At 63.4% G+C, this 25,909-nt stretch carries 22 protein-coding genes, 1 tRNA gene and 1 pseudogene; 15 read left to right on the top strand and 9 right to left on the bottom strand.

From position 1 onward, the window contains the following. Positions 1–73: 73 nt before the first annotated feature. The 4 genes from NKH54_RS09475 to thrC are packed head-to-tail and all read right to left on the bottom strand — an operon-like array spanning position 74 to position 6,281. Positions 74–2,962: an EAL domain-containing protein gene (locus NKH54_RS09475; RefSeq protein WP_023706671.1), complete on the bottom strand. Its 2,889-nt coding sequence runs from the start codon at positions 2,960–2,962 to the stop codon at positions 74–76. 3 nt (positions 2,963–2,965) lie between these two features. Then, positions 2,966–3,562, bottom strand: a complete 597-nt coding sequence (locus NKH54_RS09470) for a GNAT family N-acetyltransferase (protein ID WP_023668403.1) — start codon at positions 3,560–3,562, stop codon at positions 2,966–2,968. Positions 3,563–3,576: 14 nt separating this feature from the next. Further along, complete coding sequence (locus NKH54_RS09465) at positions 3,577–4,869, bottom strand: M16 family metallopeptidase (RefSeq protein ID WP_023668402.1); 1,293 nt, start codon at positions 4,867–4,869, stop codon at positions 3,577–3,579. Positions 4,870–4,883: 14 nt separating this feature from the next. After that, positions 4,884–6,281 carry a threonine synthase gene (gene thrC, locus NKH54_RS09460; RefSeq protein WP_353028101.1) on the bottom strand — a complete coding sequence of 466 codons (1,398 nt, stop codon included), beginning with the start codon at positions 6,279–6,281 and terminating at the stop codon, positions 4,884–4,886. Between the two features lie 128 nt (positions 6,282–6,409). Here thrC and NKH54_RS09455 point away from each other — a divergent pair, with 128 nt between their 5' ends. From NKH54_RS09455 to NKH54_RS09425, 7 genes and pseudogenes are all read left to right on the top strand, one after another. Further along, positions 6,410–7,141: a hypothetical protein gene (locus NKH54_RS09455; protein ID WP_353028100.1), complete on the top strand. Its 732-nt coding sequence runs from the start codon at positions 6,410–6,412 to the stop codon at positions 7,139–7,141. Between the two features lie 199 nt (positions 7,142–7,340). Then, the gene (locus tag NKH54_RS09450) at positions 7,341–7,664 is read left to right on the top strand and encodes an ArsR/SmtB family transcription factor (RefSeq protein WP_023806728.1); all 324 of its coding nucleotides are present in this window, start codon (positions 7,341–7,343) and stop codon (positions 7,662–7,664) included. Further along, entirely contained in the window at positions 7,661–8,086 is a 426-nt protein-coding gene (locus NKH54_RS09445) for an SRPBCC family protein (protein WP_353028099.1), read from the top strand. Before NKH54_RS09450 ends, NKH54_RS09445 begins: the two co-directional genes overlap by 4 nt. Positions 8,087–8,143: 57 nt before the next feature. Continuing rightward, complete coding sequence (locus tag NKH54_RS09440) at positions 8,144–8,536, top strand: VOC family protein (RefSeq protein ID WP_023668397.1); 393 nt, start codon at positions 8,144–8,146, stop codon at positions 8,534–8,536. Positions 8,537–8,561: 25 nt separating this feature from the next. Then, positions 8,562–8,783 carry a hypothetical protein gene (locus tag NKH54_RS09435; RefSeq protein ID WP_023668396.1) on the top strand — a complete coding sequence of 74 codons (222 nt, stop codon included), beginning with the start codon at positions 8,562–8,564 and terminating at the stop codon, positions 8,781–8,783. 3 nt (positions 8,784–8,786) lie between these two features. Further along, positions 8,787–9,245, top strand: a pseudogene (locus NKH54_RS09430) (DUF1801 domain-containing protein). Positions 9,246–9,258: 13 nt separating this feature from the next. Beyond that, positions 9,259–9,690, top strand: a complete 432-nt coding sequence (locus tag NKH54_RS09425) for a DUF1801 domain-containing protein (protein ID WP_353028098.1) — start codon at positions 9,259–9,261, stop codon at positions 9,688–9,690. Between the two features lie 6 nt (positions 9,691–9,696). Here NKH54_RS09425 and NKH54_RS09420 read toward each other — a convergent pair whose 3' ends face one another. Beyond that, on the bottom strand, positions 9,697–10,383 hold the full coding sequence (locus tag NKH54_RS09420) for an HAD family hydrolase (RefSeq protein WP_353028097.1): 687 nt from the start codon (positions 10,381–10,383) through the stop codon (positions 9,697–9,699). Positions 10,384–10,565: 182 nt separating this feature from the next. On the opposite strand from NKH54_RS09420, the gene NKH54_RS09415 reads away from it, so the two are divergent. Continuing rightward, positions 10,566–11,699: a site-specific DNA-methyltransferase gene (locus NKH54_RS09415; protein WP_353003646.1), complete on the top strand. Its 1,134-nt coding sequence runs from the start codon at positions 10,566–10,568 to the stop codon at positions 11,697–11,699. Positions 11,700–11,917: 218 nt separating this feature from the next. Here NKH54_RS09415 and NKH54_RS09410 read toward each other — a convergent pair whose 3' ends face one another. Together NKH54_RS09410 and mutY are read right to left on the bottom strand one after the other, a co-directional pair. Beyond that, the gene (locus NKH54_RS09410) at positions 11,918–12,529 is read right to left on the bottom strand and encodes an HAD family hydrolase (protein ID WP_023687166.1); all 612 of its coding nucleotides are present in this window, start codon (positions 12,527–12,529) and stop codon (positions 11,918–11,920) included. Positions 12,530–12,551: 22 nt separating this feature from the next. After that, positions 12,552–13,673, bottom strand: coding sequence for an A/G-specific adenine glycosylase (gene mutY / locus NKH54_RS09405; RefSeq protein WP_353028096.1), 1,122 nt, complete (start codon positions 13,671–13,673; stop codon positions 12,552–12,554). Positions 13,674–13,723: 50 nt separating this feature from the next. Here mutY and NKH54_RS09400 point away from each other — a divergent pair, with 50 nt between their 5' ends. From NKH54_RS09400 to NKH54_RS09385, 4 genes are all read left to right on the top strand, one after another. Beyond that, positions 13,724–14,230: a DUF721 domain-containing protein gene (locus NKH54_RS09400; RefSeq protein ID WP_023687168.1), complete on the top strand. Its 507-nt coding sequence runs from the start codon at positions 13,724–13,726 to the stop codon at positions 14,228–14,230. A gap of 167 nt (positions 14,231–14,397) precedes the next feature. Further along, complete coding sequence (locus NKH54_RS09395) at positions 14,398–15,126, top strand: DsbA family protein (RefSeq protein ID WP_353028095.1); 729 nt, start codon at positions 14,398–14,400, stop codon at positions 15,124–15,126. A 69-nt stretch (positions 15,127–15,195) separates the two neighbouring features. After that, a complete protein-coding gene (gene smc / locus NKH54_RS09390) occupies positions 15,196–18,654 on the top strand; it encodes a chromosome segregation protein SMC (RefSeq protein ID WP_353028094.1) in 3,459 nt (1,152 codons plus the stop codon). A 1,231-nt stretch (positions 18,655–19,885) separates the two neighbouring features. Then, positions 19,886–20,194, top strand: a complete 309-nt coding sequence (locus tag NKH54_RS09385) for a hypothetical protein (RefSeq protein ID WP_023670691.1) — start codon at positions 19,886–19,888, stop codon at positions 20,192–20,194. A gap of 117 nt (positions 20,195–20,311) precedes the next feature. Here NKH54_RS09385 and NKH54_RS09380 read toward each other — a convergent pair. Together NKH54_RS09380 and NKH54_RS09375 are read right to left on the bottom strand one after the other, a co-directional pair. Then, positions 20,312–20,386: transfer RNA gene (locus tag NKH54_RS09380), tRNA-Gln, on the bottom strand. A 110-nt stretch (positions 20,387–20,496) separates the two neighbouring features. After that, positions 20,497–20,841 carry a VOC family protein gene (locus NKH54_RS09375; protein WP_023670692.1) on the bottom strand — a complete coding sequence of 115 codons (345 nt, stop codon included), beginning with the start codon at positions 20,839–20,841 and terminating at the stop codon, positions 20,497–20,499. Between the two features lie 215 nt (positions 20,842–21,056). Between NKH54_RS09375 and ppdK the strand changes: the two genes are divergently transcribed. The 3 genes from ppdK (at position 21,057) to NKH54_RS09360 (ending at position 25,897) form a co-directional block, all read left to right on the top strand. After that, positions 21,057–23,762 carry a pyruvate, phosphate dikinase gene (gene ppdK / locus NKH54_RS09370; protein ID WP_023670693.1) on the top strand — a complete coding sequence of 902 codons (2,706 nt, stop codon included), beginning with the start codon at positions 21,057–21,059 and terminating at the stop codon, positions 23,760–23,762. A 174-nt stretch (positions 23,763–23,936) separates the two neighbouring features. Beyond that, a complete protein-coding gene (locus NKH54_RS09365) occupies positions 23,937–25,037 on the top strand; it encodes a glycosyltransferase family 9 protein (RefSeq protein WP_023670694.1) in 1,101 nt (366 codons plus the stop codon). A gap of 89 nt (positions 25,038–25,126) precedes the next feature. Beyond that, positions 25,127–25,897 (top strand): polysaccharide deacetylase family protein, encoded by a 771-nt coding sequence (locus NKH54_RS09360; protein ID WP_050485822.1) that lies wholly within the window; start codon positions 25,127–25,129, stop codon positions 25,895–25,897. Positions 25,898–25,909 lie beyond the last annotated feature (12 nt).

Genomic DNA, 25,909 nt, shown 5'->3' with positions numbered 1-25,909 from the left:
CGCGGTCGCTTCAGCTAATTTTCGGGGTTCATTCCAATGTAACCACGCGCCTGCACGACGCATGCCTCACCCATCACGCCTGCGTCATCGGGTACTGCTCTTTCAACGCCTTCAGCACCTGGTCGCCTGGCATCGGCGCGCCGAACATGAAGCTTTGCACATACTCGCAGCCCATCTGGCGCAGTTCCAGCGCATCGCTTTCGTCGGAAATGCCCTCGGCCACCACCGACAGGCCGAGTTCATGCGCCATGTTGACCATGGATTTGAGCAGCACCGCCCGCTTCGGCGTCGCGTCGTCGACGAAGCTCTTGTCGATCTTGATGGTGTCGAAGGGGAAGCGGGTCAGATAGGCGAGCGAGGAATAGCCGGTGCCGAAATCGTCCAGCGACAGGCCGATGCCGAGCTGCTTGAGCTTGGTCAGCACATGCGAGGTCTGCTCTGGATTGTCCATGACCAGCGATTCGGTAAGTTCGAGCCGGAAGCAGCGCGGCTTCAGATTGGCGCGGGCGATGACCGAGCGGACATCGCTAACCAGGTCGCGGCGGATCAGCTGGCGACTGGACAGATTGACCGACACCGACAGCGGGGTGTCGCCGATCTGCTTTTGCCAGCCGGCGAGGTCTTCGGCCGCCTGCTGCATGGCAAACAGCCCAAGCTGCACGATCAGGCCACAGCTTTCGGCGACCGGAATGAAATCGCCGGGCGGGATCATGCCGCGGCGCGGATGGTCCCAACGCAGCAGCGCTTCGAAGCCGGCAATGCTGCCGTCCTCCAGCCGCACGATCGGCTGGTAGGCAAGGGTGAATTCGCGCCGCTCGATGGCGCGGCGCAGATCGGATTCGAATTGCAGCCGGTCGGTGCCGACGGTGCGGAAGGCCGGCCGGAACGGCTCGATCCTGTCGCCGCCGAAGCGCTTGGCCTGGTGCATGGCAAGCTCGGCGTCCTTGACCATGTCTTCTGCCGAAGTCTGCGCCGAGGTCCAGGTGATCAGGCCGATCGAGGCAGTCAGCACGATCTCGCGCTTGGCGAAGGTGATCGGGTTGTTGATGGCGTGCTTGATGGCGTCTGCCACCGCCGCGATGCGGGAGGGTTCCTGTTCCGAGAGCAGCATCAGGGCGAACTGGTCACCGGCAAAGCGCGACAGCGAATCCTTCGGTTTCAACAGCCGGTGCAAGCGGCGCGCAATGGTGAGCAGGATGGTGTCGCCGGCCGAGATGCCAAGCCCGTCATTGACCTGCTTGAAGCGGTCGATGTCGATGACGAAGACGGTGGGGCGCACCTTCTCTTCGGTGCGCGCGATCGAGATGATGGCTTCCAGCCGGTTCATCAGAAGTTCGCGGTTGGGCAGGCCGGTCAGATTGTCGTGAACGGCATCGTGCAGCAGCCTTTCCTCGGACTTTTTCTGCTCGGTGACGTCGACCATGGTGCCGACGCAGCGAATCACTTCGCCGTCCGAGCCGATCACCGGCCGCGCCCGAAGCAAGAACCAGTGGTAGTGCCCGTCGGCGCCGCGCAGGCGGAAATTCTGCGAGACCCGGCCGCGCCGATGTTCGAGCACCACGTCGAGGGTGGTGCGGAACGTGTCGCGGTCGTCGGCATGCAGCACCGGCAGCCAGTTGCGGGCCGCACCCCCCAGGCTGTTGGGCGCCAGGCCAAGCTGGATGCTGACGTCGGGCTTGGTGACGACGCGGTCGCGCAGCACGTCCCAGTCCCACACCGTGTCGCCGGAGCCGGCGACGGCCAGCGCCTGGCGCTCAAGATCGGAGAACAGGCCCTGATGCAGCGCGCCGCCGGCAAAGGCATGCTGCATGACGGTGAAGCCGATCAAAAGGATGATCAGGATCAGCCCGCCGCCCAATGCCGGCTGGGCGATGTCGTTGTCGAGCATGCCGGTGATTGCCATCCACGACCCGCACAGCCATAGCAGCACCATCACCCAACTGGGCACCAGCATGATCGCACGGTCGTAACCACGAAGACCGAGCAGGATGATGAGGCCGAGCCCGGTCAGCGCGGTGGCGGCAAAGGACAGCCGGGCAATACCGGCGGCGACGGCCGGATCGATGATGGCCACACCCGCAATCAGCACCAGACCGAGGATCCAGACCAGCGCGCCATAGCTGAAATGGCCGTGCCACCGGTTGAGGTTGAGATAGGCGAACAGGAACACCACGAAGGTCGCCGCAAGCGCCACCTCCGTTCCCGCCCGCCACATCTGCTCGTTCCCGGGCGATATCTCTATGATCTTGTTTAGAAAGCCGAAATCGACGCAGATATAGGCAAGTACCGCCCACGCAAGTGCGGCTGTCGCCGGAAACATCGAGGTTCCCTTGACGACGAAAAGGATGGTCAGGAAGAGCGCCAGCAGCCCGGCGATGCCGATAACGATGCCGCGGAACAGCGTATAGGAATTGACCGAGTCCTTGTAGGCTTCCGGCTCCCATAGATAGACCTGCGGCAGCTTCGGCGAGGCGAGTTCGGCGATGAAGGTGATCACCGTTCCCGGGTTCAGCGTCACCCGGAACACGTCGGCGTCGGAGCTTGACTGGCGGTCGAGCGCGAAGCCCTCGCTGGGGGTGATCGCGGCGATGCGGGTGGCGCCGAGATCGGGCCAGAAGATGCCGGAATTCACCAGCCGGAAATGCGGCGCCACGATCAGCCGGTCGAGCTGCTGGTCGGTGGTGTTGGCGAGCGCGAACACCGCCCAGTCGCCGCTCGAGCGCGCGTCATTGGCCTCGACCTCGATGCGCCGCACGATGCCGTCGGGACCGGGCGCGGTCGACACCTGGAAGTTTTCGCCCTGATTGACGTAGATCTGGACGGCGCGCGACAGGTCGAGCGCGACATCGTCGCGGGCAATCTTGATCGGTTCGACGGCGAAGGCCGGGAGCGCCGCGCAAAGCGTGACGACAACCGCCAGAACAAAGGCCAACAGCGACCCGTTTCGCAGGAAATTCGTCAAAAATCAGTCCTTCGTTCCAGCGCCCGGCGGATCGTCCGCGATCCGGGCGTAGAGGTAGTGGTCCTGCCAGATGCCGTTGATCCTGAGGTAGGATCGCAGAAGTCCTTCGCGCCGGAATCCGGCTTTTTCAAGCACGCGGATCGACCGGACATTGTCGGGAATACAGGCAGCTTCGATCCGGTGCAACCTCAGCGTATCGAAGGCGAAGCGGCAGACCACCTTGACCGCGTCGGTCATCAGGCCGCGGCCGCCAAACCGCTCCCCGATCCAGTACCCGACATGGCCGCTTTGCGAGACGCCGTGGCGGATATTGCCGAGCGTAATGCCGCCGGCAAGCTTGCCGCTCGCCTTCTCGAAGATGAAGAAGGCGATGGCTGTCCCCTGCGCATAGTCTTCGCGGTAGCGGCCGATGCGCAGCCGCCAGGCGGTGCGGTCGAGTTCATCGGGCGTCCAGCGCGGCTCCCACGGTTCGAGGAAGGCACGGCTTTCGCCGCGCACCGCTGACCATTCGCGATAGTCGTTGGTGTAGGGCACGCGCAGCATGACCCGGTCGCCTTTCAGTGCCGGCAGGTCACGGCGAAAGAAAGGGAGCGCGAACACCGGCGCTTGAAGGCTTAGACGGCGAGCTTGCGGGCCGTGGTGTGCGTGCCCGCAAGCGAATCGAGAATCGCCTCATAGGGCGCGAGCGTACCCACCGGTCCAACCGCGGTCAGCGTCGGCTTGGTCGAAAACAGCCGGGACGAAAGGTCGGTCAGCCGCTCGACGGTCAGCGCCGACAGCCGTTCCATCAACTCCTCCTTGGCGATCGGCCGACCGAACAGAAGCAGCTGCCTGGCGATCTGCGAGGCGCGGCTGGCCGGGCTTTCAGCCGACATGATCAGGCCGGCGCGATATTGCGCGCGGGCGCGGTCGAGCTCTTCCTGAAGGATATTCTCGCCGGCCTTCTGCAGCTCGTCGATAATGACCGGCACCAGTTCGGCAATGTCGCTCTGCCCGGTCGCGGCATGAACGCCGAAGATGCCGGTATCGGAAAAACCCCAGTGGAAGGCATAGACCGAATAGCACAGGCCACGCTTTTCGCGGACCTCCTGGAACAGCCGGGACGACATGCCGCCGCCGAGGATCATCGACAGCACCTGCGAAGCGTAGAAATCGCGCACATGATAGGCTCGGCCTTCGAAGCCGAGCACGATCTGCGCGTCCATCAGGTCGCGATCCTCGCGGAAATCGCCGCCGACATACTGCGCATATTGCGGCATCGTGCTGTCGGACTTGCTGCGGAAACCGCCGAGCTGCTTTTCGACCTCGCGCACGAAATTGTCGTGCTTAATGTCGCCTGCCGCCACGATCACCATCTTCTCGGCGCCATACTGGCGCTCTATGAAATCATGCAGCTGTTTGGAGGTGAAGGATTTGACGGTTTCCGGCGTGCCGAGGATCGAGCGGCCGATCGTCTGGTGGCGGAAGGCGGTCTCGGTGAAACGGTCGAAGACGATGTCGTCGGGCGTGTCGTGCGCGGCGCCGATCTCCTGCAGGATCACATGCTGCTCGCGCTCCAGTTCCTCTGGGTCGAATTCGGACTCCTGCAGGATATCGGCAAGGATATCCACCGCCAGCGGCACATCGTCGGACAGCACCCTGGCGTAATAGGACGTCGTCTCGACTGATGTGGCGGCATTGATCTCGCCGCCGACATCCTCGATTTCCGAGGCGATCTCGAAGGCCGTCCGCCTTTTCGTACCCTTGAAGGCCATATGCTCGAGCAGATGGGCCATTCCGTGCTCGTCGTCACGCTCATTGCGGGCGCCGGACTTGACCCAGGCGCCAAGGGCAACGGATTCGAGGCTTGGAAGGGTTTCGGTGGCGACTGTCAGGCCGTTCGACAGACGGCTTACCTCAACACCCATATAGCAAGTACTCCCTAACGCGCTGCCCTTGAGTGGCGGCTCACGTAATCTTCCACCATTTTCAGGTCGGATGGAAGTACCGTGTACTTTTCGTCGGCTGACATCAAGGACCCCAGCCATGCGGGCAGGGCCGGCGACACGCCGCAGGCGGCTTCGACCGCGGCCGGGAACTTGGCCGGGTGCGCCGTGCCCAGCACCACCATCGGCACTGCACCGTCAGCCTTGCCGGTGGCGACATGCACGGCCGCGGCCGTGTGCGGATCGAGCAGATAATTGCTGGATTCGAGCGTTGAACGGATGGTGGCGGCAACCTCGTCCATATCAGCGCGTCCGGCGTCGAATTCGGACCGCATCCGGTCGATTTCTGCGGTTTCGATGGTGAAGGCGCCGGATTGCTTGAGGCCGGCCATGTAACGCCGCACCGTCTCTGCGTTACGGTCGCAGGCCTCGAACAGCAGTCGCTCGAAGTTCGACGATACCTGGATGTCCATCGATGGCGACGTCGTCGCAAACACACCCTTGGTGCGGTATTCACCGGTCGCGAAAGTGCGCGCCAATATGTCGTTGTCGTTGGTGGCGACGATCAGCCGCTCGATCGGCAGGCCCATCTTCTTGGCGGCGTAACCGGCGAAAATATCGCCGAAATTGCCGGTCGGCACGGTAAAGGAGACCGGCCTGTCCGGCGCGCCGAGCGAAAGCGCCGAGGAAAAATAATAGACGATCTGGGCCATGATGCGGGCCCAGTTGATCGAATTGACGCCCGACAGCGACACGCGATCACGAAAACGATGATCGTTGAACATATCCTTCAGCAGGCCCTGGCAATCGTCGAAATTGCCTTCGATCGCCAGCGCCTGGACGTTGGCGGCAGTCGATGTCGTCATCTGCCGCTGCTGCACCGGCGAGACGCGGCCATGCGGGAACATCACGAAAATGTCAGTTCGGTCGCGGCCGGCGAAGGCATCGATGGCGGCGCCGCCAGTGTCACCCGAGGTCGCGCCGACGATGGTGGCGCGCTGGCCACGCTCAGTCAGTACATGGTCCATCAGCCGGGCAAGCAGCTGCATGGCAACGTCCTTGAAGGCCAGCGTCGGACCGTGGAAGAGCTCGAGGATGAACGTGTTGGCGCCGGTCTGCACCAGCGGGCAGACGGCCCGGTGGCGGAAGGTGGCATAGGCTTCTCGCACCAGGCGCTCGAAGACGGGTGCGGCGATCTCGCCGCCGAGGAAGGGCGTCAGCACGCGGATGGCGAGGTCCGCATAGGGCAGGCCGCGCATGGCGCGGATCTCGGCTGCCGAAAACTGCGGCCATGTCTGCGGCACATAAAGCCCGCCGTCGCGGGCCAGCCCCGCCAGCACCGCATCGGCAAATCCAAGCACGGGCGCATCCCCGCGGGTACTCACATAGCGCATCGTCAAAGGTCCATTGCTGCCGCCGGTTTCATCCACGGCAATTGGTTAATTTTCCGAGCCGCCTCAGTCGCATTTTTGCCGTGGCGTTGCTATACGTCACCAACTTTGCGAGAGGGAAGTGCAGTTTCATGGCGTTTCATAAGTTCAACCGTCGCTTTGTCGCGGGTCTGGCGCTAACCGGCTTTATGCTTGCCGCCGCCGGTTGCCAATCGAGCGACAATGGCATCCTCAATCTCGGTTTCGGCAAGAAGACCGACCCGAATGCGCCAATACCGCCTCAGGATCCCAAGGTTCTCGCCAGCCAGTTGCAGGCCTACTGCCCGAAAGTGACGGTGCGTGACGGCACCGCATACTTCAATACCTACGCCAAGGGCGCGCCGCAGCCGAAAAAGAAAAAGGCTGATGCAACACAGGATGCCGAGGCCGCTGCCGCCGCGCAGACGGCGCCTGACGGCTCCATCGTCGATCCGAACAAGGATCCGGCCAAGATCATCTACCAGGCCTCGATCAGCGATGTGAGCCGCGATTGCAGCCGTGCCAACGGCCAGTTGACGATGAAGGTTGGAGTTGCCGGCAAGATCGTGCCGGGACCGCTGTTCGCCCCCGGCACCATCACCATGCCGATCCGCATTGCCGTCATGCACGGCCCCGACGTGCTTTATTCGCAAATTCACCCCTATCAGATCCAGGTCAGCGATCCCTCGACCGCCACCCAGTTCGTGTTCACCGATTCCAACGTCGTCGTGCCCGAACCCTCCGCCCGGGATTACACTGTCTATGCCGGCTATGACGACACCGCGCCGGCGGCGGCGGACAAGAAGTCCGGCAAGAAAAAGAAGCGCGCTCCCGCGACCAACTAAGCGCCTGGGCGCCGTCGCTGCTGCGACGGTGCCGGTTAACTCTTTGAAAGATCCAAACGATCCGATCGTAATCCTGCAGGTGTGCGCCTGCGGGCAGGTCGCGTCTGCGCTTTAATCTCGATCCATTCCACCAGCGCACTTGACTCATTCATATCTCGGCAGTTATACGTCGATCAATAGCTCGCAGGTTATCGATCCTATGCCAGACGCCCACGATACTTTGTTCAGAACGCTTGCCGACCCGACCCGGCGGTCCATCTTCGAGCGCCTTTGCCGCCAAGGTGAGCAGACCGTGGGGGCCCTGACGGCGGAGTCCGGGGTTTCGCAACCGGCGGTGTCGAAGCATCTCGGCGTCCTGAAGCTGGCCGGGCTGGTGCGTGATCGCCACGCCGGACGCCAGACCCACTACAGCGCCCAGCCCGCGGCACTTGGTCCGCTGACCGACTGGACAGTTCAAATGACAGGATTCTGGGAGGGCCGCTTCGATGACCTCGAGAACCTGCTGAAAAGGATGGACCAGTGAGCAATCCCGAGCTGCGCACCGTCGTCGTCGAACGTGAAATATCCTGGCCGGCGGAGAAGATCTGGCGCGCGTTGACGCAGCCGCATCTGATTGAGGAATGGCTCATGAAGAACGATTTCAAGCCTGTCGTCGGCCACAGCTTCAATCTTCGCGGCGAGTGGGGCGGCGTGCTCGATTGCGAGGTGCTGGCCATCGAGCAAAACAGGACGCTGTCCTACAGCTGGGATTTTGCGCATGAGGATGCCGCCTACAATCTGAAGAGCGTGGTGACGTTCACGCTCACACCCACGAGCTCGGGAACCCATCTGCGCGTCGAGCAGTCGGGCTTCCATCCGAGCCAGAAGCAGGCCTATGGCGGCGCCAGGGCCGGGTGGCAGCAATTCCTCACCAAGCTGGAGCAGGTCCTGGCGAAGCCGGATTGAAGCCTGCCGGTACCATGCCCTGATCGCGGGGCACCGAATGCAAAAAGGAGGAAATCGATGAAGATCAAGCTGACCAGCGTCTATGTGGACAACCAGGACAACGCACTGCGCTTCTACACCGACGTGCTGGGCTTTGCCGTGAAGGCCGACTTCAGCAATGGGCCTTTTCGTTGGCTGACCGTCATCTCACCCGATGAGCCCGAGGGAGCCGAGCTACAGCTGGCGCTCAACGACAACCCGGCCGCCAAGGCCTACCAGCAGGCCATCTTCAAGCAGGGGCAGCCCGCGCTCATGCTGTTCACCGACGACGTCAAGGGTGATTACGAGCGCATCAAGGGACGCGGCGGTGCGTTCGCCATGGCGCCGACAGAAGTGACCGGCTCGACCATCGCCCAGCTCAACGACAGCTGCGGCAATCTCATCCAGATCACCCAACTGGCGCGTTGGTAGGCGCTGGTTTCAAGAGGAAGTTGCAATGAACTTGAGCAAATGGATACGTCAAACCCATCGTTGGCTGTCGATCATCTTCACGCTGACCGTGGCAGCCAATTTCATCACCATGGCGTTCGGGCAACCTCCGGCCTGGGTGGTCTATTCGCCGCTGCTGCCGCTATTCCTGCTGCTGTTCAGCGGCCTCTACATGTTCGTGCTGCCTTACGTCGCGAGATCGCGTGGCGAGCAGGGCGCGCAAGGGTAGGACATGGCCAAGGCGCCGGGAAAATCGAACGTCGCAAAACCGGCCCCAGACAAGCCGGAAAAGCCGGTCCTGCTTTCGGGCGGCAACCCGCAGATCCCGAAGGCCTATGGGGACGCTCCGGTGCAGGCCTATATTGCTGCCATGCCGGGCTAGAAAAGCGATGTCGGGCGCTGGATCGACGCACTTATCGTCAGCGCCGTCCCCAGCGTCTGCAAGGCGGTGAAGTGGAACTCACCGTTCTATGGCATCGAGGGCGAGGGTTGGTTCCTCAGCCTGCATTGCTTCACCAGATACGTCAAAGTCGCCTTCTTTCGCGGCACGTCGCTCGATCCTGTGCCTCCCGGCGGTTCCAGGCAAAAGGAAGTGCGCTATCTCGACATCCATGAAGGCGAAGAGATCGACGAAGCCCGCTTCGCCTCCTGGGTGAGCCAGGCCAGCCGATTGCCCGGCGAGAAGATGTGAACGGAGGCAGACCATGAAGGTCAGCATGTCGAGCAAGGACGAGGGAGGCGCCTCTGCCTCCGAGCGGATAGATGCCCGAATCCGGGAGCTGGACGATTGGCGGGGCAAGACGTTGGCCAGCCTGCGCAAGACCATCCTCGACGCCGACCCGGAAATCATCGAGGAGTGGAAGTGGATGGGCAGCCCGGTATGGTCACGCGACGGCATGATCGCCGTCGGCAACGCTCACAAGGACAAGGTGAAGCTGACCTTTTCTCACGGCGCCAGCCTGCCGGATCCCGACAGGCTGTTCAACAACGGGCTCAACGGCAAGGTGTGGCGCGCCATCGATGTGTCGGAGGGCGACGAGATCGATGCGGATGCGCTGAAAGCGCTCGTCCGCGCCGCGATTGCCTACAACAGGGCGAAGAAGAAACCGGCCAGGTCGGCCAAAGCCAAGGACTGATCCGGTTCAGGCGTCCGACCACTCCGACAGCGCCGCAATCGTGCCGCCTAGCTCCGCCCAGCGGCGGATGACGGTTTCGGCGCCGGCCTCGGTCAGCACATCGGCATGGCCGGGATAGCTGTGCGCGGCGCCGGTGAAGCCGATGACGCGCATGCCGGCAGCCCTGGCGCCCGCGACGCCATGCACCGAATCTTCGATGACGAAGGTGTTTGCCGGATCGGCGTTGAGTTGCTCCGCCGCGAGCAGGAACACATCCGGCGCGGGCTTGGTCTTCTTGCTTGGTGTCTCCAGCGCTGAAAAAATCCGACCGGCGAAGAACGGCAGCAGGCCCACCTTCTCCAGCATGAACTCGATCCGCTCGGAGCGTGAGTTCGAGCAGACGCAGCGCGGCGCGGTCACCGCGGCAGCCGCCTCGCGCACGCCGTCGATGGCGCGCACGTCGCTGCGCAGTTTGCGGTCGACCAGCTCTTCGGCCCGGTCGATCATCGAGGCCTGGAACGGGATGGCGGATTTTTGCTCGACCCGCATCATGATGTCCTTGAAGGTCAGTCCGGCATAGGCTTCGGCGTATTCCTCAGCCGAGATTTCATATCCGGCCAAGGTCAGCAATTCGGCCTCGACGCGGGCTGCGATGATTTCGGAATCGACGAGCACGCCGTCGCAATCGAAGATGACAAGATCTGGCTGGGGCATGGCAATCCGAAACGAGGGGGGAAGCCCGGCGGGGCTCAAGCGGCGCGACATACACCAACGGGCCGGACTGCGCAAATTAACGACGACAGGGCTGCCTGGACCGTTGCGTCCTTCACCGAATATTTACGCTGATCGGTAACCATAACGGGGAGTAAACAGTAACGCGTGCCTTGGGTGTAAAAATGTCTGCCGTGCGTCTTGTCGCCGACCTCTCCCACGCCCCCCAGCAATCCGAGTGGCTGGACACGATCCTCAAGGGCGATTGCGTCGCCGCGCTCGACCGGCTGCCGGAAAAATCCATCGACGTCATCTTCGCCGATCCGCCTTACAATCTGCAGCTCGACGGCGATTTGCACCGGCCCGACCAGTCCAAGGTCGACGCCGTCGACGACGACTGGGACCAGTTCGAGAGTTTCGAGGCCTATGACGCCTTCACCCGCGCCTGGCTCCTGGCGGCACGCCGCGTGCTGAAGCCCAATGGCACCATCTGGGTCATCGGCTCCTACCACAACATCTTCCGCGTCGGCGCCAAGATGCAGGATCTCGGCTTCTGGATCCTCAACGATGTCGTCTGGCGCAAGACCAACCCAATGCCGAACTTCCGCGGCCGCCGCTTCCAGAACGCGCATGAGACCATGATCTGGGCCTCGCGCGACCAGAAGGGCAAGGGCTATACCTTCAATTACGAAGCCATGAAGGCGTCGAACGACGACATCCAGATGCGCTCCGACTGGCTGTTCCCGATCTGCACTGGCGGCGAGCGGCTGAAGAACGACAATGGCGACAAGCTGCATCCGACGCAGAAGCCGGAAGCGCTGCTCGCCCGCATCATGATGGCTTCGACCAAGCCGGGCGACATCGTGCTCGACCCATTCTTCGGCTCCGGCACCACCGGCGCCGTGGCCAAGCGGCTCGGCCGTCACTTCGTCGGCATCGAGCGCGAACAGGTCTATATCGACGCCGCCAACGAGCGCATCGATGCCGTGCGGCCGCTGGAAAGCGCCGATCTCACCGTGCTCACCGGCAAGCGCGCCGAGCCGCGCGTCGCCTTTGTCAGCCTCATCGATACCGGGCTTATGCAGCCCGGCGCCACGCTTTACGATGCCAAGAAGCGCTGGTCGGCCAAGGTACGCGCCGACGGCACGGTGGCGATCGGCGACAGCGCCGGCTCGATCCACAAGATCGGCGCCGAAGTGCAGGGCCTTGACGCCTGCAATGGCTGGACCTTCTGGCACTATGAGCGCTCGGGCGGCCTGACCCCGATCGACGAACTGCGCCGCATCGCCAGGCTCGGCATGGAACGGGCAGGGGCTTGAGATTCAAGGTTTAAATTCGGCGCTCTACGACGGCCCCCCTCTGCCCTGCCGGGCATCTCCCCCTCAAGGGGGGAGATTGCTGTCATCAACGCTTTCGCCAATTTTTGATCTTGCAAGGTGAGAACGGCCGCAGCGGCCGCTGATCTCCCCCCTTGAGGGGAGATGGCCGGCAGGCCAGAGGGGGGCGCCGTAGAGCGTTACTTCGGCCCTCCGCGCATTCACACCGCGATCCCATACCCCGCAAGATCTGCCCGCAGCGTTTTTGCATCCGTGAACAGCACCGACTGCCAGCCGGCGGCCCTGGCGCCATCGACATTTCTGGGGCTGTCGTCGATGAACAGCGTGGCTGACGGTTCGAGACCGAACGCGGCGACGTGATGGTCGTAGATGGCACGGTCGGGCTTGATCTCACGGATATCGGCCGACACGGTCACGCCGCGCGGGCGGCTAAGGAAATCGAAGCGCAGTCTTGCCTCGGCAAGTGTGTCGGCGGCGAAGTTCGTCAGCATGGTCACATCGTGGCCGCTCTCGATCAGGCCGAGCATGATGGCGACGCTGTCCTCATAGGCATGCGGCACCATGTCGTTCCAATAGCGTCGGAAATTGCGAATGTTTTCAGCATGATCCGGGTAATCCGCGATCAGCAGCGCTTCCGCCTCTTCCCACGTCCGGCCACGGTCCTGCTCGATGTTCCAGTCATGCGTGCAGACATTGTCGAAGAACCACTTGCGCTCTTCGGCATCGGGAATGAGGCGGCTGAACGGAATGTTCGGATCGTAGTGGAGCAAGACGCGACCGATGTCGAACACGATATGGCGGATTTCAGTCATTTCGGGCCTTTCAAAGCGAATGCTAGTCAATGGGGCGGTGCTTTTTGGTTGCGCCCGGTATCGCTGCTTCGATGACCTTTTTCATGACCGTCGGCAGCGCTTCTCCGGAAATGTCATGGGCCAGCGACCAGAAATGCCCTTCCGGCGCATCACTTTTCACTTGAGCGTGAAAAACTTCGAGTTCGAGCGCGAAATGGGTGAAGACATGCGCGATCTCTCCGGTGCGCCGCCAGTCCGCAGGGAAGGGCGCTGCTTGGGCAGTCGTCGCGCCGTCTATCCGGGCTGTCCAACCTGTGGTCGGCACCTCGGTCATGCCGCCGAGCAGGCCCTTGTCAGGCCGCTTGCGCAACAGGATGGCGCCGTCGCCGCGCTCGGCGACGAAGGCGGCACCCCGCCTGAGTGGTTTGTCGACCTTGGGCAGGCGGACCGGAAAGCGCTCGGGGTCGCCGGACAGGATGGCGCTGCAATCCTCGCGCACCGGGCACAGCATGCAGCGCGGCCGTCTTGGCGTGCAGATCGTGGCGCCAAGGTCCATCATTGCCTGGGCGAAGTCGCCCGGCCTTGCCTGCGGAACCAGTCTTTCGACGAGCGCGCGGATCTCAGGCTTTGCCTCGCTGAGCGGCGTTGCGATCGAATAGAGCCGCGAGATGACACGTTCGACATTGCCGTCGACGACCGCCGCCGGACGGTCGAAGGCGATCGCCGCGATCGCCGCCGCCGTATAGGCGCCGATCCCCGGCAATTCCCTCAATCCCGTTTCGTTGTCGGGAAAACGGCCGCCCTGGCTCGCAACCAGATCGGCGCAGGCCTTGAGGTTGCGCGCCCGTGAATAATAGCCGAGCCCGGCCCAGGCCTTCATCACATCCTCGGCCGGCGCAGCCGCCAGCGCCTTCACATCAGGCCATTTCTCGACAAAGGCGCGAAAATAGGATTTTACCGCTTCGACCGTGGTCTGCTGCAGCATCACTTCCGAAAGCCAGATGCGATAGGGGTCCGGCCGTGCACCGCCGGCCGCGGCGTGCGGCGTGATCCGCCACGGCAGTTCGCGATGGTGCGCGTCGTACCAGGCAAGCAGACGCGCGGCGATCTCTCCCGATAGAGGTGGTCCGGATGCGGCCTTGCGGGTCTGTTCGTGCAGTGCCATTGATCGCGGGCTGGCTCTAGGCTGGTGAGGAGCGTGGCTGGAGAACGTACATGGCAGGGAGAACGCCTTACGGCAATCCCGTTCCGGTGAGCGATCTCGCGACCGCGATCCTCGACCCCGTGCTGCGCAAGCGGGCCGGCATTTCGATCGGGCTGGTGCAGTCATGGGAAGAGATCGCCGGCCCCAGGCTCGCCGGCCATTCGCGCCCCGAAAAAATCCAGTGGCCGCGCCGCATGCATGAGGACGATCCGTTCGAGCCGGCGGTGCTGGTCATCGCCTGCGAGGGCATGGCCGCGCTGCACCTACAGCACGAGACCGGCGAGATCATCAACCGCGTCAATGCCTTTCTCGGCTTCAACGCGATCGGCAGGATCCGGATCGTGCAAAAGCCGGTGCTGAGGGACAAAGCCCGGCCGAAACCGACGCCGAGAGCACTGACTTCTGTCGAAAAGGCCAAATTGTCCGATACCGTCGGCAAGATCGAGGATGAAGGCTTGCGCGCCTCGCTGGAGCGTCTTGGCGCCACAATTCTTGGCCAAAGGAAGCGGCCAAGGTAATCAACCGGTAATCAGTCGGTCATGAACGCGTCATCTATCTCGCGCATTCGTGATCCTGCATGTAGAGTTTGGCGATTGGAATGGGGACGGCGATGCCTTAATTCCCGCCAACTCTCGCCTTTTCTAGCCTTTGCGTTGCAAAATCAAACCACAGTCAGGTGATTCGCATGAACCGTAGCTTGTCCCGCAGAAACCTCCTGTCTTCGCTGGCCGTCATTCCGGCAGTGGCTATGCTCGCCGCATGCAGCGATTCAGGCGAGGATGCCAAAGCAGCGGATGTGAAGCCTGCGGCTCCCGCGCCTGCTTCGACGCCTGCCACTCCGGCCGCCGTCAAGGTCCCGGAGTCTTCCGGCAATGTCGACATGGCCGAACTGCTGAAGCCCGGCGCTTTGCCCGACAAGCAGCTCGGCAAGGATGACGCCAAGGTCACCATCGTCGAATATGCCTCGATGACCTGCCCGCATTGTGCGCATTTCGCCGCGACCACCTTCCCTGAGTTGAAGACCAAGTACATCGACACCGGCAAGGCGCGTTACATCCTGCGCGAATTCCCGTTCGATCCGAGCGCCGAGGCCGGTTTCATGCTGGCGCGCTGTTCGAAGGACAATTATTTCCCGATGGTCGACGTGCTGTTCAAGCAGCAGGTCAACTGGGTCGGCGTCAACAATACCAAGGATGCGCTGCTGCAGATCTCCAAGCTCGCCGGTTTTACACAGGAGTCCTTCGAGGCCTGCTTGACGGACCAGAAACTTCTGGACGATGTGAGATCGGTCCAGAAGCGCGGCGCCGATGAATTCAAGGTCGACTCGACGCCGACCTTCTTCATCAACGGGAAAACCTACAAAGGTGCGATGTCGATTGAGGAAATATCGGCCATCATCGACCCTCTGCTCTGACGTCCAGGCGGCGCCGGAGCGACTGCGCTTCGGCGTCAGCGCACCTTTGTGCCTTCCAGGCAGGCGCGAATGAAGTTTTCGCGCCTTCGCCTCCTCGGCTTCAAGTCCTTCGTCGAACCCGGCGAGTTCGTCATCGAACGTGGCCTGACCGGCATTGTCGGGCCGAATGGCTGCGGCAAGTCGAACCTTGTCGAGGCGATGCGCTGGGTGATGGGCGAAAGCTCATACAAGAACATGCGCGCGTCCGGCATGGACGACGTGATCTTTTCCGGCTCGGGAACGCGCCCGGCCCGCAACACCGCCGAAGTCACGCTGTTCCTCGACAATAGCGACCGGACCGCGCCCGCCGCCTTCAACGACGCCGATGAATTGCAGGTGTCGCGCCGCATCGAGCGCGAAGCCGGCTCGCTCTACCGCATCAACGGCAAGGAAGCCCGCGCCAAGGACGTGCAGCTTCTGTTCGCCGACCAGTCGACCGGCGCGCGCTCGCCATCCATGGTCGGACAGGGCCGTATCGGCGAACTGATCCAGGCCAAGCCGCAGGCGCGCCGCGCGCTGCTCGAAGAAGCCGCCGGCATTTCCGGCCTGCACACGCGCCGTCACGAGGCCGAGCTTCGGCTTAAGGCGGCCGAACAAAATCTGGAACGGCTGGACGATGTCGTCGGCGAACTGGAGAGCCAGATCGAAAGCCTTAAGCGCCAGGCGCGCCAGGCATCGCGCTTCAAGAACCTGTCGGCCGATATCCGCAAGGCGGAAGCCACGCTCTTGCATCTGCGCTGGACGCTGGCCAAGACCCAGGAGGGCGATGCGCGGTCGGCGCTGGCGGTTGCCACAGCTCTGGTCGGCGACCGCGCCGCCGCCCAGATGGCTGCCGCCCGGGAGCAAGGCATCGCCGCCCACCGGCTGCCGGATCTGCGTGACGCCGAGGCCGCGGCTGCCGCCGCCTTCCAGCGGCTGTCGATCGCCAAGGCGCAGATCGAGGAGGAGGCAGGCCGCATCCGCGCCCGCCAGGCCGAACTCGAGCGCCGGCTGCAGCAGCTCGACGGCGACATCGCCCGCGAAGAGCGCATGGTGCGCGACAATGCCGACATCCTCGAGCGCCTGCGCGAGGAAGAAGCGACACTCAACTCCGAAAATGCCGGTGCCGCCGACCGCGAAGCCACCACGCGCGCCGCTTTCGAGCAGGCCGGCGCAACGCTTGTCACAAGCGAAGCAAAGCTCGCCACGCTAACCGCCGAACGCGCAGAGGCCGCCGCCTCGCGCAACCAGATCGAGCGCACGCTGCGCGACACCGCCGAACGCCGCGATCGCTTTGCCCGCCAGCTGGCCGATGTCGACCGCGAGCTATCGGAGATCGTCTCGAAAGTCGCCGGCCTGCCCGATCCCGCCGAGAAGCGCGCTTTGGTCGAGGACGCGCTCGCCCGGTTGGAGGAAGCCGAGGCCGGCGCCATTGCTGCCGAACAGGCCGTCGCCGAGGCGCGCGCCACCGAGAGTGCCGCCCGTCCGCCGCTGCAGGATGCCAGGGCCGAACTCGCCGGCATCGAGACCGAAGCCCGCACGCTGGCCAAGATCCTCAATGCCGCCAGCGGCGATCTTTTCCCGTCGGTACTGGAGCAACTCAGCGTCGAACGCGGCTATGAGACGGCCCTCGGTGCTGCGCTTGGCGAGGATCTCGACGTGCCGCTCGACCGCAGCGCGCCGGTGCATTGGGGCGAAAGCCAGGTTGAACCAGGCGATGCGGCTTTGCCGGAAGGCCTCAAGAGCCTCGCCAGCGTGGTGCGCGCGCCTTCGCAGCTTGCCCGCCGGTTGGCGCAGATCGGCATCGTCGATGCGGCGGACGGCAAACGCCTGCAGACGCTGCTTGCCCCCGGCCAGCGGCTGGTCAGCCGTGACGGCGCGCTGTGGCGTTGGGATGGCTTGACCGCCAGCGCCGATGCACCGACCGCGGCCGCGCAGAGGCTGGCGCAGAAGAACCGGCTGGCCGAGCTCGATGCCGAGGCGGTGCAGGCGACGCAGATGATGCGTGAGGCAGAGGCTGCCCTTGCCCAGGCCGAACAGGCGCTGCGTGAGGCGAGCGAGGCCGAACGCAACGCCCGCCAGGCCGGGCGCGATGCCCAGCACGGCCTGGACGCCGCCCGCAGCGCGCTGGCCGAGGCCGAAAAGGCCGGTGGCGAGCTGGCAAGCCGCCGCGCCGCCCTGGACGAGGCGCGCGCGCGAATCGTCGACAGCCATGAAGAAACGGCCGCCGCCTTCGCCGAGGCCGAAATGCTGCTGCAGGACGCCCCCGATCTCGGCGACCTGCAATTGCAGCTTGAACAATCCGCCGCCAATGTCAGCCGCGATCGCGCAACCTTGGCCGACGCGCGCGCCGTCCATGAAGGCCTGCGCCGCGAAGCCGAGGCGCGCACGCGCCGGCTCGACGCCATCGGCGCCGAGCGCAGCAACTGGTTGCAGCGGGCCGAAAACGCCTCGACGCAGATTGCCTCGCTGGGCGAGCGCAGGGCCGAGGCCGAGGCCGAGCGCGAAACGCTGGCCGACGCCCCCGACGAGATCGACGCCAGGCGGCGCGCGCTGCTGTCGCAGCTGACCGAGGCCGAGACCTTGCGCAAGGCGGCCGCCGACCGTTTGCAGGAGGCCGAGAACAAGCAGGCCGAGCTGGACAAGGCCGCCACCGCGGCCATCCAGTCGCTGGCCGATTCCCGCGAAACCCGCGTCCGCGCCGAAGAGCGATTGACCGCCGCCGATGAGCGCCGGCTCGAGGTCGAGGCGCGCATCCAGGAAACGCTGAACACGCCGCCGCATCTGGTCATTCGCCATACTGGCCTGGAAGCCGACAGCCCGATGCCGGAAATGGCCGAGATCGAGCGCCAGCTCGACCGGCTGAAGGTTGAGCGCGAGCGGCTCGGCGCCGTCAATCTGCGCGCCGAGGAAGAGCAGAAGGAATTGTCGGACCGGCTGGAGGCCATCGTTTCCGAGCGCGAGGACATCATCGAGGCGATCCGCAAGCTCAGGCAAGCGATCCAGAGCCTGAACCGCGAAGGCCGCGAACGGCTGCTTGCCGCTTTCGAGGTGGTCAACGGCCATTTCCAGCGGCTGTTCTCGCATCTGTTCGGTGGCGGCACGGCCGAATTGCAGCTGATCGAATCCGACGACCCGCTCGAAGCCGGGCTCGAAATCCTGGCCCGTCCGCCCGGCAAGAAGCCGCAGACCATGACGCTGCTGTCCGGCGGCGAGCAGGCGCTGACGGCGATGTCGCTTATCTTTGCGGTGTTCCTGACCAATCCGGCGCCGATCTGCGTGCTCGACGAAGTCGACGCGCCGCTCGACGATCACAATGTCGAGCGCTTCTGCAATTTGATGGACGAAATGGCCGCGACCACCGAGACGCGCTTCGTCATCATCACCCACAACCCGATCACGATGGCGCGCATGAACCGCCTGTTCGGCGTGACCATGGCCGAGCAGGGCGTCAGCCAACTGGTCTCGGTCGATCTGCAGGCCGCCGAGGCGATGCGCGAGGCGAGCTGACGCAGCATGCTTTGTTGATTTCGTCGGCGATGGCGTCGATCCGACTGTTGCAATAGGACCGTCGCCCTTGCGACCTGCTTGCGACGCGCATTCTGTAAGGTTCGAAGAGAAGGAATTTAAGCGCCACCTGAGAGCGAACGCCAAAGCCCACATGCAAAGCGCCCGGCCAACGCGAAAGCGAGGCCTACAAGGCGCAGATGGCAATAGGCTCCGACCGCAATTCAGCTGCCACGTTTATCGGAAGCCCAGGAAGCTCAGTATCGCAATCACGATAACGACTGCTCCGATGAGCCAGATTATGTTGTTCACCGTATCTCTCCCGAACTAGTTGCTGGGAGTGAACTCGTAAGAGCCTACTAATGTTCCCGCATTTTCTGCGTCGAAACAAAATGGCGGCCATCGCTTCGTCGATTGCCAGACCAAGGTCCGAACAGGGTATGACTGAAGTCCTGACGTCGGAGCCATAGGCCTGAAGGCGGGCAACCTATGCCCTCCCGATACATTGGAACCGGGCTGCCGAGCATGAGTCCCTTCATCGGTGGTCAATCGGGTGCCCGCCATTCCTGAGAGGTTAGCGGGCACCCGATTGTCGTGACACCGCCAACGGCGTGCGTTTCAATAGCGAGGCTAACAGTGACCTTTGTCCAGAGATCTGTGCGTGACGGCGCAACCCGACCCGCAAACGACAACGACAGTCCTGCGGAGGTTTCTTCCGTTCTTGACCTCATACCATCGGCTGACGACGACAAGGTCGCTGAGCTTGTCAGGCGAACAGAGCGCCTGGCAATCGCAGTGGTTATCGGAATCGCGGTTCTGCTGATCTTGGCGCCGGTGGTTTACCTTGCACTTTCTTACGGGATCTGAGACGGCCCGACTTAGGCGATCTAAGATGGCCTGATTGGTCTCGTAAATCTCACAAATTGTGCCGACGGTCTTCCTCGCAAGACGGGTGTTTCCCGTCACAGATCAGGAGATCGAACGCGACGACATAGAAGGGTCCTGTGCAGCGCTCCTTTGTCGAGTGGCGTAACCCTGGTGGTCGGCTTGAAAGAGCGCCTTTACCAGAAGTTGCCAACAGGAGCTGCTGTCGCAACTTCTTCTTTCGATACGCCGTGTTGCACGGGAGCAGCCGTCACTGATCGCGCCCGTGGACCGACGACGCTACTCGGAACCAAAGGGATGGGACGCGGTTATCCCCGCGAAGGGATAATTAGCAGGTGGAGATATTACAATGAAAACAATGATCGTGAGCGCCTTGGCGCTGTTCATTGCCATGCCGACGATAGCTCCGGCAGCCGAAGCTGACGTGGTCATCACGACCCACCATCGACATCATCACAGGAGCGTAAAGGTCATCAATGACCAGGGTCAACGCCTTCATCACCGCAGACACGGCACGGTTGCCTTCTACGACCACGGCCGCAGACATCATCGCCGGGATACGGTCATCGTGACCGGCTCGATCGAGCGCAGCCATCATCGCTATTATCGACATCATCGGCATCATCCCGTCGTCATCCAGGACGACAACGATTACTGATCCTCTCCGCACGGCCCCGGCTCTGTCAACGGAGTCGGGGTCGCGTGGGAGTCAGATAGCTCCTGACGGCAGCCATCGATAAGGTCGGTAAATCATTGATTCCAAAGGCATGTGATTTGGCTGGGGCGCCAGGATTCGAACCTGGGAATGTCGGTACCAAAAACCGATGCCTTACCACTTGGCGACGCCCCAGCAAGCGAGCTTTGCCCGTTGCGCGCGGCCTTATAGGACGAGCGGCACGAAAGCTCAATGCCGAGTTGGCCACTGTGCAAAACTGATCCACCGCTTGGCGCGGGGACGCGCTATTCGCCCCAGACCGCCAACTCGTTGCCAGCGGGATCGGTGAAATGGAACCGCCTGCCGCCCGGGAACGAGAATATCGGCTTGACGATCGTGCCGCCGGCGCTTTCGACAACGTCGAGCGTTGCTTCCAGATCCTGCGAATAGAGCACCGGCAATGGTTTCGCCGGCGCCTCCGCTGCATCGGCCTGGAAGCCGCCATCGAGCCCTTCGCCGAAGGCCGAATAGGTCGGCCCGTAATCGGTGAACGACCACGAGAAGGCGGCGCTGTAGAAAGCCTTGACGCTGTCCAGCGTCGCGCCGGTCGCGGGCAGTTCGAGATAGTCGAGTTTTCCGTTGAGTTTCATCACGCTGCTCCCAACTTGTTCCCTATATGTTCTATATCCTGGGCAGCGATCCGGCAAGTCTTTTCGACGCAGCTTTTGCTTAATCGATTGTAGTCGCCGGGCTTCGCTGCCACACCTTGCCTTTCGCACTGCAGCATAATAACGCTCGGGTCGGAACGCGGGGGAACCGGGTCTTGGCCCCGGTGTTCTATCTTCCGAGGACTTGGAGGGCGAGCATGACCAAATGGGTCTACACCTTCGGCGATGGCGCCGCGGAGGGACGTGCGGGCGACCGCAACCTTCTCGGCGGCAAAGGCGCCAATCTGGCCGAGATGTGCAGTCTTGGCCTGCCCGTGCCGCCGGGCTTCACCCTCACCACCGAAGTCTGCAACGCCTATTACGCCAACGGCAACAGCTATCCGGCCGCGTTGCAGGCCGATGTCGTCAAGGCGCTGGACCATATCGGGCAGCTGACGGGGCGCCGTTTCGGCGATCCGTCGAAGCTGCTTCTGGTCTCGGTCCGCTCCGGGGCCAGGGCCTCGATGCCGGGCATGATGGACACCGTGCTCAATCTCGGCCTCAATGACGAGACGGTCGAGGCGTTGGCAGCCGATTCCGGCGATGCCCGCTTTGCCTATGACAGCTACCGCCGCTTCATTCAGATGTATTCCGATGTCGTCATGGGTCTCGACCACGAAGTGTTCGAGGAAATCCTGGAGGACCAGAAGGCGAGCCTCGGCCACGAGCTCGACACCGAACTGACAGCGCAGGAATGGCAGAGCGTCATCGCCCTTTACAAGGCCAAGGTCGAGGAGGAACTCGACAAGCCGTTTCCGCAGGACCCGCACGAGCAGCTGTGGGGGGCGATCGGCGCGGTGTTTTCCAGCTGGATGAACAACCGCGCCATCACCTACCGGCGCCTACACGACATCCCGGAAAGCTGGGGCACGGCGGTCAATGTCCAGGCCATGGTATTCGGCAACATGGGCGAGACGTCGGCCACCGGCGTCGCCTTCACGCGCAACCCCTCGACCGGCGAAAAGATGCTCTATGGCGAATTCCTGGTGAACGCGCAGGGCGAGGATGTCGTAGCCGGCATCCGCACGCCGCAAAACATCACCGAGGCGGCGCGCATCGCCGCCGGCTCCGACAAGCCGTCGCTGCAGAAACTGATGCCGGACGCGTTCCGGTCCTTCGTCGACATCTCCGACCGCCTGGAACAGCACTACCGCGACATGCAGGATCTCGAATTCACCATCGAGCGCGGCAAATTGTGGATGCTGCAGACGCGTTCCGGCAAGCGCACCGCCAAGGCGGCGCTGAAGATTGCCGTCGAAATGGCGCGCGACAAGCTGATCACGACGGAGGAGGCGGTCGCCCGCATCGATCCCGCCTCGCTCGATCAGCTGTTGCATCCTACCATCGACCCCAAGGCCGCGCGCGATGTCATCGGCGTCGGCCTGCCGGCTTCTCCGGGCGCCGCGACCGGCGAGATCGTCTTCTCGTCCGCCGATGCCGAGGATCTGAAGACGCAAGGTCGCAAGGCAATCCTGGTGCGCATCGAAACCAGCCCCGAAGACATTCACGGCATGCATGCTTCAGAAGGCATCCTGACCACGCGCGGCGGCATGACCAGCCACGCCGCCGTGGTCGCGCGCGGCATGGGCAAGCCTTGCGTTTCGGGCGCCGGCTCGCTGCGTGTCGACTACAAGGCCGGCACGCTGATGTCGATGGGCCAGACCTTCCGCAAGGGCGACATCATCACCATCGATGGTAGCAACGGCCAGGTGCTGAAGGGCGCCGTGTCGATGCTGCAGCCGGAACTGTCGGGCGATTTCGCCGCCATCATGGAATGGGCCGATGCGGTGCGCCGCATGAAGGTGCGCACCAATGCCGAGACGCCGCTCGATGCGCGCATGGCGCGCTCCTTCGGCGCCGAAGGCATCGGCCTCTGCCGCACCGAGCACATGTTCTTCGACGGCGAGCGTATCGTCGCCATGCGCGAGATGATCCTGGCCGATACCGAGAAGGACCGCCGCACCGCGCTTGCCAAGCTGTTGCCGATGCAGCGCTCGGATTTCCTCGAACTGTTCGAGATCATGGCCGGCCTGCCGGTGACGATCCGGCTGCTCGATCCGCCGCTGCACGAATTCCTGCCCAAGACGGAAGCGGAGGTGGCGGAGGTCGCCGCCGCCATGAACGTCTCGCTCGACAAGCTCAGGCAGCGCACCGAAGCCCTGCACGAGTTCAACCCGATGCTCGGCCATCGCGGCTGCCGCCTCGCCGTCTCCTATCCCGAGATTGCCGAGATGCAGGCGCGCGCCATTTTCGAGGCAGCCGTCGAGGCCGGCAAGAAAGCCGGCGCGCTGGTCGTTCCCGAGATCATGGTGCCGCTGGTCGGCCTGGTGAAGGAGCTCGACTACGTCAAGGCGCGCATCGATGCGGTCGCCAAGGCTGTCATGGACGAGACCGGCGTCAAGATCGACTATCTCACCGGCACGATGATCGAGCTTCCGCGCGCGGCGATCCGCGCCCACGTCATCGCTGCTACGGCCGAGTTCTTCTCCTTCGGCACCAACGACCTCACCCAGACCACTTTCGGCATCTCGCGCGACGATGCGGCGTCCTTCCTCGAGACCTATCGGCAGAAAGGCATCATCGAGCAGGACCCGTTCGTCTCGCTCGACATCGAGGGCGTCGGCGAACTGGTGCGCATGGCTGCGCAAAAGGGCAGGGCGACACGGCCCGACATCAAGCTCGGCATATGCGGTGAACATGGCGGCGATCCGGCCTCGATCCGCTTCTGCGAAGAGGTCGGCCTCGACTATGTCTCGTGCTCTCCCTACCGCGTGCCGATCGCGAGATTGGCCGCAGCCCAAGCCGCGGTGCAGATTGCCAAAACAGCAGTGCCGCGCCCCAAAAAGAGCGCCGCGGCATCCTGATTTCGACACAGTCCTTTCGGTATCGATGAAACGGCCACCCGTGGGTGGCCGTTTGGCGCTAAGCTTACGATTTTGTAAGCAAATTCACGCTGATGTGCGCGCCCCAACACGCAATCCCGACATCGTTTCTTCCCAATTTCACGGCCCCCCAACCCGCCCGGTGCCGAGAAAAAGATGTTACAGATTTCGCCCAGACCCTTCCGCTCGATCCTGATTATCCAGACCAAGTTCATCGGCGATATTGTTCTGTCCTCCACGCTCGCCAAGAACCTGCAGCTCGAATATCCCGGTGTCAGGATCGTCTTTCTCTGCGAGGCGCGCCTCGCCAGTTTCGTCACCGCGCACGGCATCGCCGCCGAGGTCGTCAGCTTCCGCCGCGCCGCCATGCGCGGCACCCCGCTGGAGCGTGGGCGCGAGCTCTATTCTATGATCAGCAAGCTGCGCCAATTCCGTTTCGACCTGACCATCGACCTCACCGATTCAAAGACATCGCGGCTCATCGTCAGGTTCCTCAACGCCAGCACCCGCATCGGCTACAATCCTCCGGAAAGGCCGCTGCGCTGGCATGAGCGCCAGCCCGCCAATGTCTTTGCCGAGCCGTTCGGTTTTGGCGAACGTCACTATCTCTACCGCTACCTTTCGCCGCTCGAGCCGCTCGGCGTCGGCCTGCGCGTGCGGGTGCCGTCGATTCGGCCATTGCCGATGGAGACGGCGAGGGCCCAGGCATTGCTGGACAAACACCATTTGCGGCCAAACGGCTTTATCGCGGTGCATGCCGGCGCAAGTTTTCACGGCCGGCGCTGGCAGCATGAACGCTTTGCCGCCGTGATCGACACGATTTCGCGCGAAACCGGACTGGATTTCGTACTCGTCGGCGGCCCTGACGAGCGCAAGCCGGCCGAGCAGATCCTCGCCAGTGCCGCGTCGATCGTCAACCTCGTCGGCGCGCTGTCGCTGGAAACGCTGCTGGCGGTGTTGCAGCAGGCGCGGCTGTTTGTCGGCAATGAGAGCGGCCCCATGCACATGGCAGCAGCGGCCGGAACGCCGGTTGTCGGCCTTTTCGGCCTGACCAGCCCGGCCGTCTGGGGACCGGTCGGCGTGCCCAGCCTCGCCTTGCAGCCATCCATGCCGTGCAATTGCGTGGCGGGCAGCCTGTGCAATCCGCTCGATCCCAGCAAGGCCTGCTGCGTCTGGCGCCTCGAGGTCGAACCGGTCGTCGCGGCCGTGCGCGAAGTCCTGTCACGCACGCATGTGGAACTGGAACACGCCGTCTGACGGTGCGCGGCGGTCACATTGTCGGGATATCAGCTTTCTCACGGCCACTATCCCGATTTCCGCCTTGTTGCGGGTCCTGGGATGCGGCTATGACAGCGCCGATTCTCAGACAAGACAGGCATCCCTTGCAAAAGCTGTTTTGCGCCTTGGCGCTATCTATCGTGGCCGTGTCCTCGGCCCAGGCCGCGCCGCTTGTCGAGCCGGCGCTGCATCTGAAGGCTGAGGACGGTAGCAGTGTCGGCCGCGTCGCGCTTACGCTCGACGCCTGCGGCGGCCAGACCGATACGAGGATCCTGTCGGCGCTGGTGGAGAACCGGATTCCGGCGACGATCTTCGTCACCGGTATCTGGCTGAAGCGCAACGCCGCCGCCGTCGAGATCATGCGCGCGCATCCGGACCTGTTCGAACTGGAAAACCATGGCGGCCATCACATCCCGGCCGTCGACACGCCGCGCAAGATCTATGGCATCCGCAGCGCCGGCAGCCCGGAAGCGGTGCAGGCCGAAGTCGAATCGGGCGCTGCCGCTCTCGCTGGCACCGGCGAGCCGGCGCCGAAATGGTTTCGCGGCGCGACCGCCGAATACAGCCCGTCGGCTATCGCCATGATCCGCAAGCTTGGCTTCAAGGTCGCCGGCTTTTCGATCAACGGCGATGGCGGCTCGTTGCTCGGCGCAAAAGAAACCGCCCGGCGCATCGCCGCCGCCAAGGATGGCGATGTCATCATCGCCCACATCAACCAGCCGACCCACGCCGCCGGCGAGGGCGTCGTGCAAGGTCTGCTCGCGCTGAAGGCCAAGGGGCTGATGTTCGTGCGGCTGGATGACGCCGACGGTGTCGGCAACGACGGGACGACTGATTAGGATCAGGCGGCG

This window comes from Mesorhizobium sp. M1004, from assembly GCF_040318795.1.
In the GTDB taxonomy this organism is placed as follows: Bacteria; Pseudomonadota; Alphaproteobacteria; order Rhizobiales; family Rhizobiaceae; genus Mesorhizobium.
This window is presented reverse-complemented; position numbering and strand designations above follow the sequence as displayed.

Excerpts from the sequence above, each read along its gene's own strand:
- NKH54_RS09410 (WP_023687166.1), bottom strand. The coding sequence starts at position 12,529 with ATGACTGAAATCCGCCATATCGTGTTCGACATCGGTCGCGTCTTGCTC.
- NKH54_RS09425 (WP_353028098.1), top strand. The coding sequence starts at position 9,259 with ATGAAGGTCAGCATGTCGAGCAAGGACGAGGGAGGCGCCTCTGCCTCC.
- NKH54_RS09420 (WP_353028097.1), bottom strand. The coding sequence starts at position 10,383 with ATGCCCCAGCCAGATCTTGTCATCTTCGATTGCGACGGCGTGCTCGTC.
- NKH54_RS09400 (WP_023687168.1), top strand. The coding sequence starts at position 13,724 with ATGGCAGGGAGAACGCCTTACGGCAATCCCGTTCCGGTGAGCGATCTC.
- NKH54_RS09395 (WP_353028095.1), top strand. The coding sequence starts at position 14,398 with ATGAACCGTAGCTTGTCCCGCAGAAACCTCCTGTCTTCGCTGGCCGTC.
- NKH54_RS09385 (WP_023670691.1), top strand. The coding sequence starts at position 19,886 with ATGAAAACAATGATCGTGAGCGCCTTGGCGCTGTTCATTGCCATGCCG.
- NKH54_RS09455 (WP_353028100.1), top strand. The coding sequence starts at position 6,410 with ATGGCGTTTCATAAGTTCAACCGTCGCTTTGTCGCGGGTCTGGCGCTA.
- ppdK (WP_023670693.1), top strand. The coding sequence starts at position 21,057 with ATGACCAAATGGGTCTACACCTTCGGCGATGGCGCCGCGGAGGGACGT.
- NKH54_RS09450 (WP_023806728.1), top strand. The coding sequence starts at position 7,341 with ATGCCAGACGCCCACGATACTTTGTTCAGAACGCTTGCCGACCCGACC.
- NKH54_RS09360 (WP_050485822.1), top strand. The coding sequence starts at position 25,127 with ATGACAGCGCCGATTCTCAGACAAGACAGGCATCCCTTGCAAAAGCTG.
- NKH54_RS09415 (WP_353003646.1), top strand. The coding sequence starts at position 10,566 with ATGTCTGCCGTGCGTCTTGTCGCCGACCTCTCCCACGCCCCCCAGCAA.
- thrC (WP_353028101.1), bottom strand. The coding sequence starts at position 6,281 with ATGCGCTATGTGAGTACCCGCGGGGATGCGCCCGTGCTTGGATTTGCC.
- smc (WP_353028094.1), top strand. The coding sequence starts at position 15,196 with ATGAAGTTTTCGCGCCTTCGCCTCCTCGGCTTCAAGTCCTTCGTCGAA.
- NKH54_RS09375 (WP_023670692.1), bottom strand. The coding sequence starts at position 20,841 with ATGAAACTCAACGGAAAACTCGACTATCTCGAACTGCCCGCGACCGGC.
- NKH54_RS09440 (WP_023668397.1), top strand. The coding sequence starts at position 8,144 with ATGAAGATCAAGCTGACCAGCGTCTATGTGGACAACCAGGACAACGCA.
- mutY (WP_353028096.1), bottom strand. The coding sequence starts at position 13,673 with ATGGCACTGCACGAACAGACCCGCAAGGCCGCATCCGGACCACCTCTA.
- NKH54_RS09465 (WP_023668402.1), bottom strand. The coding sequence starts at position 4,869 with ATGGGTGTTGAGGTAAGCCGTCTGTCGAACGGCCTGACAGTCGCCACC.
- NKH54_RS09365 (WP_023670694.1), top strand. The coding sequence starts at position 23,937 with ATGTTACAGATTTCGCCCAGACCCTTCCGCTCGATCCTGATTATCCAG.
- NKH54_RS09435 (WP_023668396.1), top strand. The coding sequence starts at position 8,562 with ATGAACTTGAGCAAATGGATACGTCAAACCCATCGTTGGCTGTCGATC.